Source organism: Plantactinospora sp. B6F1 (assembly GCF_040120695.1).
Classification (GTDB): Bacteria; Actinomycetota; Actinomycetes; order Mycobacteriales; family Micromonosporaceae; genus Plantactinospora.
In genome coordinates, this window is sequence record NZ_JBEEAC010000010.1 from 185,700 (window position 1) to 204,214 (window position 18,515).

General features: G+C 72.7%; 15 protein-coding genes. 7 read left to right on the forward strand and 8 right to left on the reverse strand.

The window, feature by feature from the left end:
- The first annotated feature begins 44 nt into the window (after positions 1 to 44).
- Together ABNF97_RS16110 and ABNF97_RS16115 are read left to right on the forward strand one after the other, a co-directional pair.
- Entirely contained in the window at positions 45 to 701 is a 657-nt protein-coding gene (locus tag ABNF97_RS16110) for a response regulator (RefSeq protein ID WP_130462079.1), read from the forward strand.
- Complete coding sequence (locus ABNF97_RS16115; protein WP_349338994.1) at positions 698 to 1,918, forward strand: sensor histidine kinase; 1,221 nt, start codon at positions 698 to 700, stop codon at positions 1,916 to 1,918. The genes ABNF97_RS16110 and ABNF97_RS16115 overlap by 4 nt, the downstream gene beginning before the upstream one ends.
- A gap of 87 nt (positions 1,919 to 2,005) precedes the next feature.
- Here the strand turns inward: ABNF97_RS16115 and ABNF97_RS16120 are convergent, their stop codons facing one another.
- The 5 genes from ABNF97_RS16120 to cysC form a co-directional block, all read right to left on the reverse strand.
- The gene (locus tag ABNF97_RS16120; protein WP_349338995.1) at positions 2,006 to 3,178 is read right to left on the reverse strand and encodes a serine hydrolase domain-containing protein; all 1,173 of its coding nucleotides are present in this window, start codon (positions 3,176 to 3,178) and stop codon (positions 2,006 to 2,008) included.
- Between the two features lie 52 nt (positions 3,179 to 3,230).
- Positions 3,231 to 4,301, reverse strand: a complete 1,071-nt coding sequence (gene galT / locus ABNF97_RS16125) for a galactose-1-phosphate uridylyltransferase (protein WP_486484934.1) — start codon at positions 4,299 to 4,301, stop codon at positions 3,231 to 3,233.
- Between the two features lie 5 nt (positions 4,302 to 4,306).
- Positions 4,307 to 5,086, reverse strand: coding sequence for a DeoR family transcriptional regulator (locus tag ABNF97_RS16130; RefSeq protein WP_130462083.1), 780 nt, complete (start codon positions 5,084 to 5,086; stop codon positions 4,307 to 4,309).
- Positions 5,086 to 7,143, reverse strand: a complete 2,058-nt coding sequence (locus ABNF97_RS16135) for a beta-galactosidase (protein WP_349338996.1) — start codon at positions 7,141 to 7,143, stop codon at positions 5,086 to 5,088. The genes ABNF97_RS16130 and ABNF97_RS16135 overlap by 1 nt, the downstream gene beginning before the upstream one ends.
- 119 nt (positions 7,144 to 7,262) lie before the next feature.
- Positions 7,263 to 8,792, reverse strand: a complete 1,530-nt coding sequence (gene cysC, locus ABNF97_RS16140; protein ID WP_130462084.1) for an adenylyl-sulfate kinase — start codon at positions 8,790 to 8,792, stop codon at positions 7,263 to 7,265.
- A gap of 286 nt (positions 8,793 to 9,078) precedes the next feature.
- On the opposite strand from cysC, the gene ABNF97_RS16145 reads away from it, so the two are divergent.
- From ABNF97_RS16145 to ABNF97_RS16165, 5 genes are all read left to right on the forward strand, one after another.
- Entirely contained in the window at positions 9,079 to 10,077 is a 999-nt protein-coding gene (locus ABNF97_RS16145; RefSeq protein WP_130462085.1) for an ATP-binding cassette domain-containing protein, read from the forward strand.
- Positions 10,074 to 10,958, forward strand: coding sequence for an ABC transporter permease (locus tag ABNF97_RS16150; RefSeq protein WP_130462086.1), 885 nt, complete (start codon positions 10,074 to 10,076; stop codon positions 10,956 to 10,958). Before ABNF97_RS16145 ends, ABNF97_RS16150 begins: the two co-directional genes overlap by 4 nt.
- Positions 10,955 to 11,866: an ABC transporter ATP-binding protein gene (locus ABNF97_RS16155; protein ID WP_349338997.1), complete on the forward strand. Its 912-nt coding sequence runs from the start codon at positions 10,955 to 10,957 to the stop codon at positions 11,864 to 11,866. Before ABNF97_RS16150 ends, ABNF97_RS16155 begins: the two co-directional genes overlap by 4 nt.
- 63 nt (positions 11,867 to 11,929) lie before the next feature.
- Positions 11,930 to 12,640 (forward strand): ABC transporter permease, encoded by a 711-nt coding sequence (locus ABNF97_RS16160; protein ID WP_130462088.1) that lies wholly within the window; start codon positions 11,930 to 11,932, stop codon positions 12,638 to 12,640.
- Positions 12,641 to 12,990: 350 nt separating this feature from the next.
- Complete coding sequence (locus ABNF97_RS16165; protein ID WP_130462089.1) at positions 12,991 to 13,632, forward strand: N-acetylmuramoyl-L-alanine amidase; 642 nt, start codon at positions 12,991 to 12,993, stop codon at positions 13,630 to 13,632.
- A gap of 91 nt (positions 13,633 to 13,723) precedes the next feature.
- Here the strand turns inward: ABNF97_RS16165 and ppc are convergent, their stop codons facing one another.
- From ppc to ABNF97_RS16180, 3 genes are all read right to left on the reverse strand, one after another.
- Positions 13,724 to 16,510: a phosphoenolpyruvate carboxylase gene (gene ppc, locus ABNF97_RS16170; RefSeq protein ID WP_130462090.1), complete on the reverse strand. Its 2,787-nt coding sequence runs from the start codon at positions 16,508 to 16,510 to the stop codon at positions 13,724 to 13,726.
- A 209-nt stretch (positions 16,511 to 16,719) separates the two neighbouring features.
- Positions 16,720 to 17,508 (reverse strand): TetR/AcrR family transcriptional regulator, encoded by a 789-nt coding sequence (locus tag ABNF97_RS16175; RefSeq protein WP_349338998.1) that lies wholly within the window; start codon positions 17,506 to 17,508, stop codon positions 16,720 to 16,722.
- A gap of 85 nt (positions 17,509 to 17,593) precedes the next feature.
- The gene (locus ABNF97_RS16180; protein WP_130462092.1) at positions 17,594 to 18,511 is read right to left on the reverse strand and encodes a cyclase family protein; all 918 of its coding nucleotides are present in this window, start codon (positions 18,509 to 18,511) and stop codon (positions 17,594 to 17,596) included.
- Positions 18,512 to 18,515: the final 4 nt, after the last annotated feature.

Below are 18,515 nucleotides of genomic sequence, written 5' to 3' on the forward strand. Positions count from 1 at the left end.
ATGCGTTGACACCCGGGTTACCCGACCCCGTGCACCATGGGCGGATGCGGATCCTGGTGGTGGAGGACGAACGGCTGCTCGCCGACACGGTGGCCCAGGGGCTGCGCCGGGACGCCCACGCGGTCGACGTCGTGCACGACGGCGGTGCCGCGCTGGAGCGGGTCGGCGTACACGACTACGACGTGGTGGTGCTCGACCGTGACCTGCCGGTGGTGCACGGCGACGAGGTCTGCCGGGCGATCGTCCGGCACGAGTCCCCGGTCCGGGTACTGATGCTGACCGCCGCCGCCGGAGTCGACGACCGGGTCGGCGGGCTGGCCCTGGGCGCCGACGACTACCTGCCGAAGCCCTTCGCGTTCCGGGAACTGGCCGCCCGGGTGGCCGCACTCGGGCGCCGGTCCCGGTCGGCCGCACCGCCGGTGCTGGAGCGGGCCGGGGTACGCCTCGACCCGCACCGCCGGGAGGTCCACCGGGACGGCCGGTACGTCCCGCTCTCCCGTAAGGAGTTCGCGGTCCTCGCCGAGCTGCTCCGCGCCGACGGTGCCGCGGTCTCCGCCGAGCGGTTGCTGGAGAAGGCCTGGGACGAGCACGCCGACCCGTTCACCCACGCGGTACGGATGGCGATCCTCAAGCTGCGTCGCAAGCTCGGCGACCCGCCGATCGTGCTCACCGAGCCCGGGGTGGGGTACCGGATCCCGTGAGACGTCTCTCGCCGGCCAGGCTGACCATCCGGGCCCGGCTCACCCTGGTCTACGGCGGGCTTTTCCTCCTCGCCGGCCTGCTGCTGCTCGGCGTGACGTACGCCCTGATGTCGCAGCGGCTGCCGGAGAACTCCACCTTCACGGTGAACCGGGTCGGGCCGGCGCCCGGGGAGACGACGCCACCACCGGCGGGGTACGACGGCGACGGCGTCTCGGTACGCGGCGACGACGTCGGGCTGCCGTGGTCGGACGAGATGGAGCAGGTGACCCGGATGGTCGGCCAGGCCCGACAGGACGCCCTGGAGGCGCTGCTCACCCAGGGCGGGATCGCGCTGGTCGTGGTCGGTGCCGCCGCGACCGCGTTCGGTTGGCTGATCGCCGGCCGGCTGCTCCAGCCGCTGCACCGGGTCACCGAGACGGCCCGGCGGATCGCCAGCGCGCCGGACGCCGACCGCGGCCTGCACGAACGGATCGCGTTGACCGGTCCGCCGGACGAGATCAGGGAACTCGCCGACACCTTCGACCTGATGCTGGCCCGGCTGGACGACGCCTTCGACAGCCAGCGGCGGTTCATCGGCAACGCGTCGCACGAGCTGCGTACCCCGCTCACGCTGAACCGGACCCTGCTGGAGGTGATGGTCCCCGGCTCGACCTCGCCCGAGCTGCGCCAGCTCGGCAGTACGCTGCTGGCGGTCAACGCCCGGCACGAACGGCTGATCGACGGGCTCCTGCTGCTGGCCCGATCGGAGCACGAGGTGGCCGAACGCTCCTATGTGGACCTGGCGGATGTGCTGGAGCACGTCGTCACGCAGGTGCCGCCCGGTCCGGTGACCGTGAACACCGAGGCGGCCGAGGCGCCCACCACCGGCAGTTCGGTGCTGCTCGAACGGCTGGTGCAGAACCTGGTCGAGAACGGCGTCCGGCACAACGTCCCCGAGCACGGCTGGGTACGGGTCAGCAGCGGTACCGGCCCGGACGGCACCGCGCGGGTACGGGTGGAGAACACCGGGCCGGTGGTGGCGCCGTACGAGATATCGAGCCTGTTCGAGCCATTCCGGCGGCTCGGCGGCGATCGGCTCGCCGGCAACCCGCCCGGGGCCGGACTGGGACTGTCGATCGTCCGGGCGATCGCCCGGGCACACGGCGGCACGGTGGAGGCCGAACCCCGATCCGGCGGCGGCCTGGTGGTCACCGTCGTCCTGCCCGCCGCCGACTAGGCATCGAGGGCAGCTGCCCCGCCGAGCCACGAACCCGGCTCGGCAGCCCGGGATCTCGGTCGGTAGACCGCCCCGCCATGCTCCCGGTCAGGCCAGTTTCCGGAATTCGGCCAGCCCGCCGTCGAAGAGGAAGTCGGCGGTCTGGGTCAACACGATCGCGATCAGGTCCCGGTGCGGGTCGGTGAACCAGGCGGTGCCGTAGCCGCCGGTCCAGCCGTAGCTGCCGGGGGCCGGGGACGTCTCGTCGGGGGTGACAGCGACCGAGACGCAGTAGCCCCAGCCGTAGCCGTCGAGTATCGGGCCGGCGGTGGCGATCTGCTCCGGCGTCAGGTGGTTGGTGGTGATCAGCTCGACCGACTTCTCCGACAGCAGTCGCCGGCCCTGGTGCACCCCCCTGTGCAGCAGCAGGCGAGCGAAGGCCAGGTAGTCCGGCCCGGTCGAGACCAGCCCGCTCGCGCCGGACGGGAAGGTCGGCGGTGCCGTCCAGGCGCCCGGACCGGAGACGTCCCGCTCGGTCAGGGCGCCGGTCTCCGGATCGGCCGCGCAGAACGCGGCCAACCGGTCGGCGTGCGCGGCGGGCACGGTGAAACCGGTGTCGACCATGCCCAACGGCGCGAAGATCCGGTCCCGGAGGAACTCCGGCAACGGCCGGCCGGCGGCCCGGGCGACCAGCACGCCCAGCACCTCGGCGGCAGTGTCGTACTGCCAGCGTTCGCCCGGGGAGTGCATCAGCGGCAGGGTGCCGAAGCGCCGGATCCACTCGTCCGGGTCGTGCGGGGTGCGCGGATCGGGCGGCCCGATCGCCAGCCCCAGCTCGTCGGTGGCGGTGACGACCGGGTACGCCGGCTGGAAGCTCGGCTCGAAGAGCAGGCCGTGTCCCATCCGGAAGGTCAGCAGGTCCTCGACGGTGCTCGGGCGTGCCGCCGGGACGGTGTCGTCGAGCGGGCCGTCGAGCCGGCGCAGCACGCCGCGCCCGGCCAGCTCGGGCAGCAGCCGGTCGACCGGCTCGTCCAGCCTCAGCCGACCCTCCTCGACCAGCATCATGGTGGCGACCCCGAGCACCGGCTTGGTCATCGAGGTGATTCGGAAGATGGTGTCGGGGCGCATCGGAGCGGTGCCGTCGACCGACAGCGTGCCGATCGGGTCGATCCGCACCTTATCGCCCCGGGCCAGCACGGTGACCAGGCCGGGCAGGTTGGCCCTGGCGACCCTGGTGGCCATCGCCTCGTGCAGCCGGTCCGGTTCGGGCGAGTCGGTCATGGCGGGGAGCCTACGGCCCGGCACCGACAAACTCGGGTCGGACATACCGGCCTCATCCGGCGTCGCGCAGGAGTTGGGCGGCCCGCTCCGGTGGGATGTCGTTGATGAAGACCCCCATCGCCGACTCCGAGCCGGCCAGGTATTTCAGCTTGTCGGCCGCCCGCCGGATGCTGAACACCTGCAGGTGCAGGTGCGCCAGACCGGAGTCGGCGTGTACCGGCGCCTGGTGCCAGGCCGCGATGTACGGCAGCGGCCGGTCGAAGAGCCGGTCGAACCGGCGCAGCAGGTCCAGGTAGAGCGGGCCGAAGGCGTCCCGCTCGGCGTCGTCCAGCGCCGGGATGTCCGGTACCGGCCGGTGCGGCGCGACGTGCACCTCGAACGGCCAGCGGGCCGCCGCCGGCACGTACGCCGTCCAGTGCTCGTTGGCCAGTACCACCCGCTGCCCGGCGTCCCGCTCGGCGGCGAGTACGTCGGCGTAGAGGTTGCGTCCGCCGGTGCGTTCCGCGTGCCGCCGCGCGGCCGCCAGCATCGCCCGGCCGCGTGGCGGCAGGAACGGGTACGCGTAGATCTGGCCGTGCGGGTGGTGCAGGGTCACCCCGATCTCCACCCCCCGGTTCTCGAAGCAGAAGACCTGCTCCACCCCGGGCAGTCCGGCCAGCGCGGCGGTACGGTCGGCGAGCGCCTCCAGCACGGTACGCACCCGGGCCGGCGCCAGGGTGGCGAACGACGCGGAGTGGTCGGCGGTGAAGCAGACCACCTCGCACCGTCCCGTCCCCGGCCGGACCGCCGTGTACGGGGTGAGCTGGCCGGGCGGGTCACCGGGCCGGTCGCTGAAGGAGGGGAAGCGGTTCTCGAAGACCACCACGTCGTAGTCGTACGCCGGGATCTCGCTGGACCGCTCCGGAGTGGACGGACACAGCGGGCACTGGTCGCTCGGCGGCAGGAAGATCCGGCCCTGCCGGTGCGCGGCGACCGCGACCCACTCGTCGACCAGCGGGTCGTAGCGGAGCTGCGAGGCCGGCGGCGGCAGCGGCAGGTCGCGGCGGTCCGGCCCCTCCCGGACCGCGTCCGGGTGCTCGTCGAAGTAGATCAGCTCGCGCCCGTCGGCCAGTTTGACCGCCATCCGCCTCACGACGTCACCTCGCAGAGCAGTAGTTCCGGCACGTGCGCCCGGAGGATCTCCCGGACCGGTTCGGGCAGGCCGGTGTCGCAGACCAGGGTGTGCGCCTCGCCGAGTTCGGCGAAGGACGAGATCCCCACCGTGGCCCACTTGGTGGAGTCGGCCAGCACCACCAGCCGGTCCGTCGCGGCCAGCAGCGCCCGGTTGGTCTCCGCCTCCAGCAGGTTCGGGGTGCTGAACCCGGCCCGCTCGCTCATCCCGTGCACGCCGAGGAAGACCAGGTCCAGGTGGAGCGAGCGGATGGTGGCCACCGCCACCGGCCCGACCAGCGCGTCGGACGGGGTGCGTTCCCCGCCGGTGAGCACCACGGTCTGGTCCGGCCGGCCGGACCGGTACAGGATCTCGGCGACCGGGATCGAGTTGGTGACCACGGTCAGCGCCGGCACCCCGACCAGCCGGCGGGCGAGTTCGGCGGTGGTCGTACCCGCGGAGAGCGCGACCGCCATCCCGGGGGTGACCAGCCGGGCGGCCTCGGCCGCGATGGCGGCCTTCTCGGCCCGCTGCCGCACCGACTTGGCCGCGAAGCCCGGCTCGTCGGTCGAACCGGGCCGGGCGGTGGTCGCCCCGCCGTGCACCTTGGCCAGCAGGCCGCGTTCGGCCAGCGCCTCCAGGTCGCGCCGGATCGTCATGTCGGAGACGCCGAACTCGCCGGCCAGCTCGGTGACCCGGACCCCGCCGGCCGTGCGGACCCGGTCGAGGATGGCCGCCTGGCGCTGCTGGGCCAGCATCACGCGGTCCCGGCCGGTTCCGGCCGCTGCGCCAGCACCGCGACGCCGTACGGCTCGACCCGGGTCGGCCCGGCCCACCGGACGCCGGTCAGCAGGTCGGTACCGGCCGCGTCGACCTCGGCCGGCCGGTCGGAGCGGTTGAGCAGGAAGAGGTACGACCGGCCGTCCGGATGCCGACGCCGGATCTGCTCCACCCCGGGTACCGCCGGCGCGGCCGCGGCGGCACCGGCGTCGTCCGCGATCCGGGCCAGCAGCCGGCCCAGCGCGGTCTGCTCCAACCGGGTACCGAGATACCAGGCCGCCCCGCCCTCCCCGGCCGAGGGGTCCGCAGCGTGCGCGGCGCCGGCCCGGCGGGTGATCGCCGGACCGCCGGGGACCGGCCCGTTGTCGTACCTGACCAGCACCTCGGCGTCGGGGGCGGCGAGCGCCTCGGTCCAGACCGCCGCCGAGGTGCCGTCGTCGAGGCGTACCGTGCCGCCGGCGGGGAGCGGGAAGAACTCCTCGACCCGGATGCCGAGCAGCTCGGCGAAGGCGCCCGGCAGCGGGGCGGGACGGACCCGGTCGCACTCGTCCACCAGCCCGCTGTACGGGCCGACCACCAGGGTGCCGCCGGAGCGGACGTACCCGGTCAGGTTGCCGATCGCGGCGTCGTCGACCAGGTAGAGCGCCGGGGCGAGTACCAGTTTGTAGCCGGTCAGGTCGGCGCCGGGCGCGGCCAGGTCGGCGGTGATCCCGGCCCGCCAGAGCGCGCTGTGCCAGCGGCGGATCTCGTCGAAGGCGACCATGTCGGTACTCGGCTGGTTCGCCGCCTCCTGGGCCCAGACGGAGGAGTAGTCCAGCAGAACCGCGACCTCCGCCTCGGTGCGGGAGCCCTCGATCTCGGCGAGCGCCCGCAGGTGCCGGCCGAGCTGGACCACCTCGCGCCAGATCTTCGAGTCGGTGCCGGCGTGCGGCAGCATCGCCGAGTGCCACTTCTCCGAACCGGCCCGGCTGGCCCGCCACTGGAAGAAGAGCGCACCCTCCGAGCCCCGGGCGACGTGTGCCAGCGCGTCCCGGACGAGCTGCCCGGCCGGCTTGGCCAGGTTGCGCGGCTGCCAGTTGACCGCGCTGGTGGAGTGCTCCATCAGCAGCCACGGGCCACCGGCCAGCGACCGGCTCAGGTCGGCGGCGAAGGCGATCTGGGCCGGCGGTTCCAGCGGGTGCTCGCCGAGCAGGTAGTGATCGTTGGAGAGCAGCCGGTCCGGGCCGGTCAGCTCCCGACCCCAGGCCCAGTAGTCCAGGTTGACGCAGCTCGCCGTCATCAGGTTGGTGGTGACCGGTACGCCGGGGGAGAGCCGGTGCAGTGCGTCCCGTTCGGCCGTGAAGCAGGCCAGGTGCTCGTCGGAGCTGAACCGCCGGAAGTCCAGCACCTGTGCGGGGTTCGAGGAGGTCGGGGTGGCCCGGGGCGGCTGCACCTGTGCCCAGTCGGTGTAGGTCTGCGACCAGAACGCCGTACCCCAGGCCGCGTTCAGCGCGTCGAGGTCGCCGTACCGCTGCCGCAGCCAGTCGCGGAACGCATCGGCGGAGGTGTCGCAGTAGCAGTGCGCGTTGTGGCAGGCGTACTCGTTGTGCACGTGCCAGGCGGCCAGCGCCGGGTGCGTGGCGTAGCGTCGGGCGAGTTGCTCGGTCAGCGCCAGGGCGGCCCGGCGGTAGACCGGTGAGCTGGCGCAGATCGCCTGCCGGCTGCCGTAGGTCAGCCGCCGCCCGTCCGCGTCCACCGGCAGCGTCTCCGGGTGGGTGTGGGAGAACCATGGCGGCGGGGAGGCGGTGGCGGTGGCCAGGCAGACCCCGATCCCTCCGGCGTGCAGCATGTCCATGATCCGGTCCAGCCGGTCGAAGTCGTACCGCTCGGGAGCCGGTTCGAGCCAGGCCCAGGCGAAGACGCCGACGGTGACCAGGTTGACCCCGGCCTCCCGCATCAGCGCCACGTCCCGCGGCCAGACCTCCTCGGGCCACTGCTCCGGGTTGTAGTCCCCGCCGTAGCTCAGGCCCTCGACGTTCGGCACCAGACCGCCCACACCGCCTCCAACGCGCTCGCACGTGATCCAACAGATACGAACACTAGCGCGCGTGGGTGTGCGTGAGGTGTCAGGAGGGGGCCCTTCTGGATCAGAATGCGATGAGAGGGGGCCCTTCCTTACAGTTGTTGAAGGCGGGGCTCGACCCAGCCGGTCTCGGTCAGGTGCGCGAAGAGCAGGTGCACGCACTCCTGCACCGTCAGGTCGGTGGTGTCGAGCACCAGCTCGGCGTCGGTCGGCTCCTCGTACGGGTCGTCGATGCCGGTCATCCCGGTGAGCTGGCCGGCCCGGGCGCGCGCGTACAGGCCCTTGCGGTCCCGCCGCTCGCAGACCTCCAGCGGGGTGGCGACGTGCACCAGTACGAAACCGGCCCCGGCGGCCCGGGCCATCTCCCGGGCGGTCGCCCGCGCCCGGGCGTACGGGGCGATCGGGCAGCAGATGGCGAGGCCCCGGTGCCGGGCGACCTCGGCGGCGACCCAGCCGATCCGGCGTACGTTCAGGTCGCGGTCCGCCCGGCTGAAGCCCAACCCGGCGGAGAGTTCCCGGCGGACCACGTCACCGTCGAGCAGGGTGATCGTGCGGTCCCCGCTCTCCCGCAGCACGTCGGCCAGGCCCCGGGCGATGGTCGACTTGCCCGAGCCGGAGAGCCCGGTGAGGAAGACCACCAGTCCCCGGTGCCGGCGGGGCGGCCGGGCCCGGGTCAGCTCCTTGGCGACCGCCGGCGGGGTGTGCCACTCCGGCAGCGGGAAGCCACGGTCGAGCAGGTCCTCGATCTCCTCCTGCCCCAGCGGCAGTCGCCGGTTACGCGGCGGGATGTCGTCCCGCCACCGCCACTGGCCGTCCCGGTTGTCGTAGGCCAGCTCGCGGGGGACCAGCATGCGCAGCCCGCCACCGGTGAGCATCTCGGTGGTGGAGAGGACGTGGGTCACCCCGTAGGCCCGGGCCACCCGGGCCCGGAGCAGCGCGTCCCAGATGTCGTCGCCGCGCCGGGCGATCGGTACCGCGACGATGGTGGCCGGGGGCATCCGGTCGCGGGCCCCGAATATGCTCCGGACCAGCGCCTCCGGCGGCAGCCCGTCCGGGCCGGTGTTGGCGACCGGCACCAGGATGAGCAGGTGGGCGGCGAGCGTCCGTACCGCGTGGGCGATCTGTGCGAGTTGCGGCCGGTGCAGCGGCCGGTCGGCGATCACCCCGAGCACCCGGCCCGGTGGCAGCAGCTCCCGGACCTCGGCCGGAGACCGGCGGAGCCGCTGGAACGGGCCGTGGCCGCCGTCGCCGATCCGGCGCACCGGGCCGCCGACACCGCACCAGCCCTGGGTGGTCGGCCAGAGGTCGGTGACCTCCAGCAGCGCGGTCGGTGCCCCCTCCGGGTCGGTGAGGACCAGGCCGCGCTCGACCGGATTGTTCAGGTCGATGCCGCTGACCAGGTCGGCCGGGACCTGGAGGGTCACCGGAACCGGCCAGGAGGAGCCGTCGGCGAGCCGGCCGCGCCGGGCCACCGAGCCGAGGTCGGCCCGGCCCATGAAACCGGCGAGCGGGGCGTACGCTCCGGAGAGCAGCAACTCCAGGTCGGCCAGCTCATACGGGCGCGGCGTGTACGCCGGAGCGTCACGCAGCAACTCATCGGGCAGCACCCACCCGTTGCTCATCCGCACTCCCCAACTACCCGGCCAGCCGGCACACAGTTTCGCAGCCGGCCGCCGATCGGTCGAGACCGCCACTCCCGTTTGGACGCCCGGATCGACAGCACCACGCGTCCGGCAGCGCCGGGTTCGGTCTTCGGCTTTCAGGAGGTTACCCAACCCGGCGCCGGGTCGTGCCGAAAGTCCTACCCCGGCCCCTAGGGGAGGCCCGGCTCCGACGCTCGCCGATTCGGGGTAGTTCCAGGGTGGTTTCCGGACCTCCCGGTCGGGCCACCGGCCCTAGGCTGGCAGCGTGACACTGATCGCGACCCAGTCGCTGACCAAGACGTACGGCAATCGGGTGACCGCGTTGTCCGACCTGACGGTCACCGTCGAGCCGGGCATCGTCGGTCTGGTCGGAGCCAACGGTGCGGGCAAGTCGACCTTCATCAAGATCATGCTCGGCCTGTTGGAGCCGACCGGCGGACAGGCCCGGGTGCTCGGCCTCGACCCGATGACGGACGGGCACCAGGTCCGGGCCCGGGTCGGCTACATGCCCGAGCACGACTGCCTGCCGCCGGACCTGTCGGCCGCGGAGTTCGTCACGCACATGGGACGGATGAGCGGGCTGCCCAAGACGACCGCCCGGGAGCGGGCCTCCGAGACGCTGCGGCACGTCGGTCTCTACGAGGAGCGCTACCGCCAGGTCGGCGGCTACTCCACCGGCATGAAACAGCGGGTCAAGCTGGCCCAGGCACTGGTGCACGACCCCGACCTGCTGCTGCTCGACGAGCCGACCAACGGGCTGGACCCGGCCGGCCGCGACGCCATGCTCACCCTGATCGAGCGGATCGGCACCGAGTTCGGCATCTCGGTCCTGGTCTGCTCGCACCTGCTCGGCGAGGTCGAACGGATCTGCGACGCGCTCGTCGCGATCGAGGGCGGCCGGCTGCTCCGCTCCGCACAACTGGCCGACATGACCGCGGTGACCGAGGTGCTCTCGGTCGAGGTGAGCGAGGGCAGCGACGAACTGGCCGCCCGGCTCACCGCCGCCGGCCTCCCGATCCGGCGCGACGGCCGGCTGCTGCTCGTACCGCTGCTCGACGCGGGGACGGTGCCGGTCGGCGCGCAGGCGCGGGACTCGGCACTCGACAAGACGTACGACCTGATCCTGACCGCGGTCGCCGAGCTGGACCTGCCGCTGCACCGGCTCGACCAGCGGCGGCACCGGGTCGTCGAACTCTTCGCCACCGACCCGGCCCGGGTTCCCGAGTCGACCGGTGCCGGCACGGCCCTGGAGGGCGCACGATGACCACGCTCGACGTCCCGCAGACCGACCGCCCGGCCGGGGTCATCCACGACATCGGATACCAGCGGTACGACGGTCCCCGGCTCGGCCGGCGACACCTGCTCGGCGGGCTCTACCTGCACAGCCTGCGTACCGCCTTCGGGCTCGGTCGCACCTTCAAGGCGAAGATCTTCCCGTGGCTGATCGTCGGGGTGGTCGGGGTGGTCGCCGCGGTGCTGATCGCGGTCCGGGCCCAGATCGGCGAGGCGCCGCTGGATTACGCCGAGTTTCCCGAGGCGCTCAGCGTGCTGATCATCTTCTTCTGCGCCATCGTCGCGCCGGAACTCGTCTCCCGGGACCTGCACAGCGGGGTGCTGCCGCTCTACTTCGCCCGCCCGCTGCACCGCTCGGACTACGCGCTGGTCAAGCTGGCCGCGCTGATCTCGGCCACGTTCCTGACGGTCGGCGTGCCGCTGACGGTGATGTTCGCCGGCGCCGCCTTCATGGTCGACGGCATCGGGGCGGTCTGGGACGAGCTCGGTGACTTCCTGCCGGCGCTCGGCTACGTCGCCGTGCACGCGGTCGTCTATTCCGTGCTGGCGCTGCTGGTCGCCTCCCTGGTCCGGCGCCGGGCCGTCGCGGCCGGGGCGATCGTCGGGGCGTTCCTGCTGACCACTCCGGTGGTCGTGGTGCTGTCGGTGCTGCCGTACGAGGCCGCGACCCAGCTCGCCTGGCTGGCCAGTCCGGTCACCCTGGTCGGCGGGATCGGGGACTGGGCGTTCGAGGCGAGCAGTGATTTCGACGTCGACCCGTACGGCCCGCTGTACGGCCTGGTCGGGGTCGCCATGGTCGTCGCCGGAACCCTGCTGCTGCTCGCCCGCTACCGGAAGGTCGCCGCAAAATGAGTGACGTGGAACTGGCCGGGGTCTCCCGCTGGTACGGCAACGTGGTGGCCGTCAACGACGTGTCGATGCGCCTCGGCGCCGGCGTGACCGGGCTGCTCGGGCCGAACGGTGCCGGCAAGACCACCGTGCTGCACATGATGGCCGGGTTCCTGGCCCCCTCGAAGGGCACGGTGACGCTGGACGGCGAACCCACCTGGGGCAACCCGGCGGTCTACCGGCGGCTCGGCCTGGTGACCGAGCGTGAGTCGGTCTACGACTTCCTCAGCGCGTACGAGTTCGCGCTGGCCAGTGCCCGGCTGCACCGGCTGGCCCAGCCGGAGGCGGCGGCCCGGCGGGCGCTCGAACTCGTCGAGCTGACCGACGCGCAGGACCGCCGGATCGGCACGTACTCCAAGGGCATGCGCCAGCGGGCCCGGGTCGCCGCCGCCCTGGTGCACGACCCGGAGGTGCTGCTGCTGGACGAGCCGTTCAACGGCATGGACCCGAGGCAGCGGCTGCACATGATGGAGCTGCTGCACTCACTCGGCGGGCAGGGCCGGACGATCCTGTTCAGCTCGCACATCCTGGAGGAGGTCGAGCAGGTCTCCGGCACGGTCCAGGTGATCGTCTCGGGCCGGCTGGCCGCCTCCGGCGACTTCCGGACCATCCGCCGGCTGATGACCAACCGGCCGCACGTCTTCGCGGTCCAGTCCAGCGACGACCGGCGGCTGGCGGTGGAGCTGATCGGCCAGCCCTCGGTGAACGGGGTGGACGTGACCCGGGACGGGCTGACCGTCCGGGCCAGCGACTACGGCAGCTTCACCCGGGCGCTGCCGAAGATCGCGCTGGCCTCCGGCATCCGGGTCCGCCGGCTGCTGCCGTCGGACGAGTCCCTGGAGAGCGTGTTCTCCTACCTGGTGGAGGCGTAGGGCCGTGAGTGCGAGGAGTGAGCCGGTTTTGCGAGCCCCGCAGTCGCGAACGAAGGAGTGACCATGTCGACCGTTGCCTGGATCACCGCCCGTGGCCTCTTCGGCCGTCGCCGGTTCCTGCTGCTCTTCCCGCTGCCGGTCCTGCTCGTCGGGCTCGCCGTACTGGCCCGGTCGGCCGGCGTCGACCCGACCCAGTGGGGCGAACCGATCGTGTACGGGCTGGGACTGGGCGTGCTGTTGCCGGTCACCGCGCTGATCGTCGGTACCGGGGTGCTCGGTTCCGAGATCGACGACGGGACGCTGCTGCACATCCTGACCAAGCCGCTGCCCCGCTGGCAGGTCGTGCTGCCGAAGCTGGCCGTGGCGACCGGGGTCACCGCGCTGACCGTCGCCGTACCCCTCTACGTCGCCGGGGTGCTGGTCGACTCCGTACGCTTCGGGCTCGGGCTGGCCGCCGCGAGCGTGGTCGGCGCGCTGGCGTACTCGGCGTTCTTCCTGGCCCTGAGCCTGCTGACCCGGCGCCCGGTGTTGCTCGGCCTGGTCTACGTGCTGATCTGGGAGGGGCTGCTGAACAGCATCGTCAGCGGTACCCGGGTGCTGTCGGTGCAGCACTACGTGGTGACCCTGACCGACCGGATCGCGCCGACGGCGCTGCTGGACGGGTCGGTGTCGCTGCCGGTGGCGATCGTGATGAGCGCGCTCTTCACGGTCGGCTTCACGATGCTGGCGGTCCGCCGCCTGGGTAGGTTCAGCGTGGCCGGCGAGACGAGCTGACGGCGCCACGGCCCGACGGCGACCCGCCGCCCATCCTCGGCCGATGACGGCCGACCCTCGCGCATCACCGGAGCCGCTGTCCCGACCGGGACAGCGGCTCCCCCCGTGACCGCTCGGTCTTGACATCGACGGCCGTCATGTCGAAAATTTACGCCAGTGCCCCAGGCGGTGAAAATTACCGGCCAAATGCCGCCGGTGTGGGGGCGCGGCGTTCACCGTGGGCGTGCGGCTCACCGCGCTGCCCGCACCGTCGAGTTCATCCGTGATCCAGCTGTCACGCCACCCCCGGTCTCGGCTGTCACATCCACCCGTGGACGGCACCACCCGTCCACATCCCCTGGGAGGAACCCATGCCCGACGCACCCCTCGTACGCAGGCGGGTCCTGCTCGCCGCGGCTGCCGGTCTGGTCGCCGCGCCCCTGCTCGCCAGCCCGGCCCAGGCCGCGACGCCCAAGATCTATCTCGACCCCGGCCACGGCGGCACCGACTCCGGCGCGGTCGGAAACGGCCTCCAGGAGAAGGCGCTGACCCTCGACATCGCGCTGCGCACCCGCACCTATCTGGAGAACAACTGGACCGTCTCGGTCCGCATGTCCCGCACCTCGGACATCACCCGGAGCCTGTCCTGGCGGACCAGCGACGCGAACTCCTGGGGCGCCAACATCTTCGTGAGCATCCACATCAACGCCGGTGGCGGCACCGGCTTCGAGAGCTACGTCTATCCGTCGGCCGGTTCGGCGACTCAGCGCCTCCAGGACTACGTGCACGCGGCGGTGTTGAGCAACGCCCGCGGCGTCGCCTCGGTCACCGACCGCGGCCAGAAGACGGCCAACTTCCACGTGCTGCGCGAGACCGCGATGTCGGCCGTGCTCACCGAGAACCTCTTCATCGACCGGGCCGCCGACGCCAACCTGCTCGGCCAGGCCGCGTTCCGGCAGGCGCTCGCCGTCGGACATGCCCAGGGCATCGCCCGTTACTTCGGGCTGGCCTGACCGGTCCGGCGATCGGGCTAGTTCCGGGAAAGAGTGCCTTCCGGCGTCGGCTGGAGGCACTCTTTCCCGGAAACAGTAGACCTCGTCCGGTTCAGCCGGTGTTGCGCATCCCGGCGGCGATCCCGTTGACGGTGGTGAGCAGGGCCCGCTCCAGCGCCGTACCGTCGCCGGGGGCGCGCCGGCCGCCCGGCGCGGTCGCCATGGCCCGACCGGCGGCGCCGGAGTCGCGGTACTGCCGCAGCAGCGCCACCTGGAGGTGGTGCAGCGGCTCCAGGTAGGTGTCCCGGACGGCGAGGGTGCGTTGCAGCACCGGGGAGTTCTCCAGCAGCGCGGGGGAGGCGGTGATGGCCAGCACCTCCTGCTTGGTCAGCTCGTACTCCGCCTCGATCATGTGGAAGATCGGGTGCAGCGGCTCCGGGACCAGGGTCTCGACGTACCGGCGGGCGATGTTCAGGTCGGTCTTGGAGAGCATCATCTCGACGTTCGACAGGAACGTGCCGAAGAAGTGCCAGGCCCGGTGCATCTCGGCCAGGATGTCGGACATCCCGGCCTCGCGGGCGGCGGCCAGCCCCGAGCCGACTCCGAACCAGCCGGGGACGATCTGCCGGGTCTGGGTCCAGCCGAAGACCCACGGGATGGCCCGCAGCCCGGCCAGCCCGGCACCGGTGTTCGGTCGCTTCGCCGGCCTGGAGCCGATGTTGAGCGCGCCGAGCAGCTCGGTCGGGGTGGAGGCCCAGAAGTACGCCGGCAGGTCCGGATTCTCCACCAGCGACCGGTAGCGCCGGTATGCCGCGCCGGAGACCACGTCCATGGTGGCGTCCCAGCGGTCCAGCGCCTCGGCGGGCTGCCGGGGGGTGGTGTGCAGCAGGGTGCTCTGCAACACCGCCGCCAGGGTGAGCTCCAGGTTCTCCCGGGCCAGCGAGGGCAGGGTGTACTTGTCGGAGATGACCTCGCCCTGCTCGGTCACCTTGATCTCGCCGTCCAGCGTGCCGTACGGCTGGGCGAGGATCGCCTCGTGGGTGGGTCCGCCGCCGCGGCCGACCGTACCGCCCCGGCCGTGGAAGAGCCGCAGCCGTACGTTGTGCCGGGCGGCCACGTCCCGCAGCGCGCGCTGGGCCCGGTGGATGGACCACTGCGAGGTGGTGATCCCGGCCTCCTTGTTGGAGTCGGAGTAGCCGAGCATCACCTCCTGCACGTCGCCCCGGGCCGCCACGATCGCCCGGTACGCCGGCAGCGACAGCATCTCGTCGAGGAGTTCGCCCCCGGCGTCCAGCTCGGCCGGGGTCTCCAGCAGCGGCACGAAGCCGATCCGGGCCCGGCCGGTGTGCACGTCGACCAGCCCGGCCTCCCGGGCCAGCACCACGGCGGCGAGTACGTCGTCCACGCCGAGCGTCATCGAGATCACGTACGACTCGATCACCTCGACGCCGAACCGTTCCTGCACCTCCCGGATGGCGCCGAAGACGTCGAAGGTCTTCCGGGCCGACTCGGTCAGCGGGGTGTCCATGGTGGAGAGAGGACGGCGGCCGGCCAGCTCCTCGGCGAGCAGTTTGGTCCGCTCGTTCCGGCTCAGCGTCGCGTAGTCCGGCACCTCGCCGACCTGGGTGTAGAACTGGGAGACCACCACGTGGTGCGCCTCGGCGTGCTCCCGGATGTCCATCGTCGCCAGGTGCGGGCCGAAGGCGGCGACGGTGCGGATCGCCGAGGCGAGCCGGCCGACCGCGGTGAGCTGGCCGGAGTTGCGGGCCAGCGAGGCGCGCATCAGCTCCAGGTCGGCGAGGAGGTCGGCGGAGCCCCGGTAGTCCCGCCCCGGCACGTGCGCGGTGCCCTGGTTGAGCCGGCGGCGGGTGTTGGCCAGCTTGGCCCGGACACACCGGGCCTTGAGCCGGTAGGGCTCCTCGGCGTTGACCCGGCGGAACCGGGGGGCGACCTCGGGGAGCGCGTCCAGGTCCTTGGCGAGGCTGGCGCTCAGGTCGAGGCTGACCCCGCGCAGCCGGCGGGAGACCGAGATCTCGTTGATCAGTGCCTCCATCGCCGCCTCGGTCGCCTGGATGCCGTGCTCGTACTGGATCAGCAGCACGTCCCGGGTGACCTGCGGGGTGACGAAGGGGTTGCCGTCCCGGTCGCCGCCGATCCAGGTGCCGAAGGTCAGCGGCCGGGCGGTCGGCGCGGTCTCCACGCCCAGCCCGCGCAGCGTGTCGGCGAGGTCGTCGAGGACCTGCGGCGCCGCCTCGGCGTAGAGGTCACGCAGGTAGTAGATGGCGTTGCGGGCCTCGTCGGTCGGGTCCGGCCGGTCGAGTCGCAGCTCGTCGGTCTGCCAGAGCAGGTCGAGCAGTTCGGCCAGCCGCCGGTTGGCCGGGCCCTCGTCACTGGCCCCGTAGAGGATCGCGGCGGCGGCCTCGGCGTCGAGTTCGTCGGCGACGGCACGCAGCTTGGAGAGGATCGACCGGCGGGCGGCCTCGGTCGGGTGGGCGGTGAAGACCGGCCGGACGGAGAGGCGGCGGGCCACCGAGGCGATCTCCTCGGGAGGCACGCCGCGCTCCCGGATCAGCCGGGCGGCCTGGTCGAGCCAGCCGCCGTGCGCGGCCCGCTGCCGGCGCAGGTCGCGGGAGCGGTGCACCTGTTCGGTGATGTTGGCCAGGTGGAAGTAGGTGGAGAAGGCGCGGGCCAGCTTGGTGCCGGTGGTCACGTCCATCGCGCCGAGCCGCTGGGCGGCCGCCTCCGCGTCGTGCCGGACCAGCGCGCGGACCTCCTCGACCAGGTCGAGCAGGGGCGGGCCCTCCTGGCGGGCGAGGGTCTGGCCGAGGAGCTTGCCGAGCCGGCGGATGTCGGCCCGCAGCGCGGCGTCGGGCCCGTCGTGATCATGCTGGTCGGTCACCGTGCGCTCCTTGATCGAGTACGGAGGACAGCGTTGTCCGACACAGTGGATGCTATCGGCGGCCGGTCGCGGAACGCTAACGAGCCCTGTGCCGTGCTGCCGGCCACGGGTACTGGTAGAGCCTAACCGGCGCCGACAAAACGTACGTTATGCCGAGTCCCGGGCGAAGCCGCCCGTGATCGTTAGTTTGCTCACGCTCCCGCCCCCCGTTAGGCGTCGACGGTGCGCTGGATGCCGTCGAGGAGCAGGCGCAGCCCGAGCCGGTAGGCGTCGGCCATCGCGTCCGGGGTGTCGACGAAGCCGCCCGCCTCCCAGGTGCGGTTCATCGCCGGATAGCGCTCGACGTCGAAGTGCTCCGCCCAGAACGAGTCCCGGTCCGACCACCACTCGTCGGTCGACTGGCCGGTGGCCCGTTCCAGCTGGTCGGTCTCGGCCTGCTGCCGGGCGGCGGCGTCGACGAAGGTGACGATCGCGTCCGCGGCGGCGACCGCCTGCCGGGCCGGCAGGCCGAGGTCGGCGAGGGCGGCCAGCAGGTACTCCTGCTGGGCGAGCAGTCCCGGCCCGAGCGGCGGGCGGACGGTGGAGACCTCCCGGAGCCACGGGTGGCGCTGGTACATCGCCCGGGTCCGCTCCGCGTACAGCTCGATCCGGGCCCGCCAGCCCGCCGGGCCTACGTCGTCCGGGCCGGGCAGGTCGCGTTCGGCCATCACCCCGTCGACCATCAGGTCGATCAGCTCGGCCTTGCCCGGGACGTAGGTGTAGAGGGACATCGTGCCGACGCCCAGTTCCTCGGCGACCCGGGCCATCGACATGGTGGCCAGCCCCTCCCGGTCGGCGAACGCGATAGCGCCCTGCCGGATCTGCCGCACGGTCAGCCGGGGCGGGCGGCCCCGGGTCGGTCTGCCGGTGGTTCCGGTCGTTCCGGGCGACGGCTGGGCGGTCCAGAGCAGCGCCAGGGTCCGGGCCGGATCCCCGCCGCCGCTGCGCTCCACCGCCATCGTCGCCTCCGCTCGGGTACGGTCCGGACACCGCTTTCCGTACAAGGTACGTGAATAGGCGTACCTTGCGTGAACTGGCGTACCGTCAGCCGTCCAACCGGGCGTACGCGCGAACCGGGAAGCTGGCCATCCCCTCGACCAGTGGCGGCACGGCGGTGAACCGGAACCCCTCCGGGGGGAGCGAGTCCAGCCCGCGCAGGTGTTCCACGATCGGGATGCCGGCGGCGAGCAGGGCGGTGTGCGCCGGCCGGGCGCCGCCGGCGGCCGCGGAGGTGTCGTCGATGTTCACCGAGTCGATGCCGACCAGCGCCGCACCGCCCTCGACCAGCCAGGACGCCCCGTCCCCGGTCAGGTGGGGATGCTCCGGGGCGCCGTAGCCGGGCGAGCCGAACCGGGTGTCCCAACCGGTGTGCAGCAGCACGGCCCGACCGGCCACCTCGTAGGGGGCCAGCAGCAGCCGGTCGACCGCCCGGACGCCGGGTGGCACCCGCACCACGACACCGGGCAGGTCGGCGAGCCGATCCAGCGGTACGCCGGCCAGGTCGGCCCCGTCGGCGAAGCGGTGCGACGGCGCGTCGACGTACGTCCCGGTGTTGCCGATCATCGTGATCTCACCGATCTGGAACTCGGTGCCGGCGGCGTACCGCTGCCGGGACGCCTCCCGGCTCAGCCACTCGACGATCCGGGGCCCGGGCAGCCCGGGGTAGCTGACCACGCCGTCCCGGATCACGTGGCTCAGCTCGATCAGCCGGGACCGCCGGCCGGGCTCGGCGGCGGTGGCGACCCCGCGCCCGCCCTTGTGCGGCTCGCGGATCAGCTCCTTGCCGGTGATCCGCACCTCGCCGACCATCAGCAGGCCGAGATGCCGGACGAGGAGCGCGGCCAACTCCTCGTCGGTGATCCCGGTGCCCGGGATGTCCAGCCGGAAGCCGTGCACGGTCAGCCCACCGCCGTTGACGAACCGAACCTCCGCGTCGAACCGGACCCGCCACTGCTCCACCATGACC

Excerpts from the sequence above, each read along its gene's own strand:
- ABNF97_RS16175 (WP_349338998.1), bottom strand. The coding sequence starts at position 17,508 with ATGGCGGTGGAGCGCAGCGGCGGCGGGGATCCGGCCCGGACCCTGGCG.
- ABNF97_RS16180 (WP_130462092.1), bottom strand. The coding sequence starts at position 18,511 with ATGGTGGAGCAGTGGCGGGTCCGGTTCGACGCGGAGGTTCGGTTCGTC.
- ABNF97_RS16165 (WP_130462089.1), top strand. The coding sequence starts at position 12,991 with ATGCCCGACGCACCCCTCGTACGCAGGCGGGTCCTGCTCGCCGCGGCT.
- ABNF97_RS16160 (WP_130462088.1), top strand. The coding sequence starts at position 11,930 with ATGTCGACCGTTGCCTGGATCACCGCCCGTGGCCTCTTCGGCCGTCGC.
- ABNF97_RS16155 (WP_349338997.1), top strand. The coding sequence starts at position 10,955 with ATGAGTGACGTGGAACTGGCCGGGGTCTCCCGCTGGTACGGCAACGTG.
- ABNF97_RS16110 (WP_130462079.1), top strand. The coding sequence starts at position 45 with ATGCGGATCCTGGTGGTGGAGGACGAACGGCTGCTCGCCGACACGGTG.
- ABNF97_RS16120 (WP_349338995.1), bottom strand. The coding sequence starts at position 3,178 with ATGACCGACTCGCCCGAACCGGACCGGCTGCACGAGGCGATGGCCACC.
- ABNF97_RS16150 (WP_130462086.1), top strand. The coding sequence starts at position 10,074 with ATGACCACGCTCGACGTCCCGCAGACCGACCGCCCGGCCGGGGTCATC.
- ABNF97_RS16130 (WP_130462083.1), bottom strand. The coding sequence starts at position 5,086 with ATGCTGGCCCAGCAGCGCCAGGCGGCCATCCTCGACCGGGTCCGCACG.
- cysC (WP_130462084.1), bottom strand. The coding sequence starts at position 8,792 with ATGAGCAACGGGTGGGTGCTGCCCGATGAGTTGCTGCGTGACGCTCCG.
- galT (WP_486484934.1), bottom strand. The coding sequence starts at position 4,301 with ATGGCGGTCAAACTGGCCGACGGGCGCGAGCTGATCTACTTCGACGAG.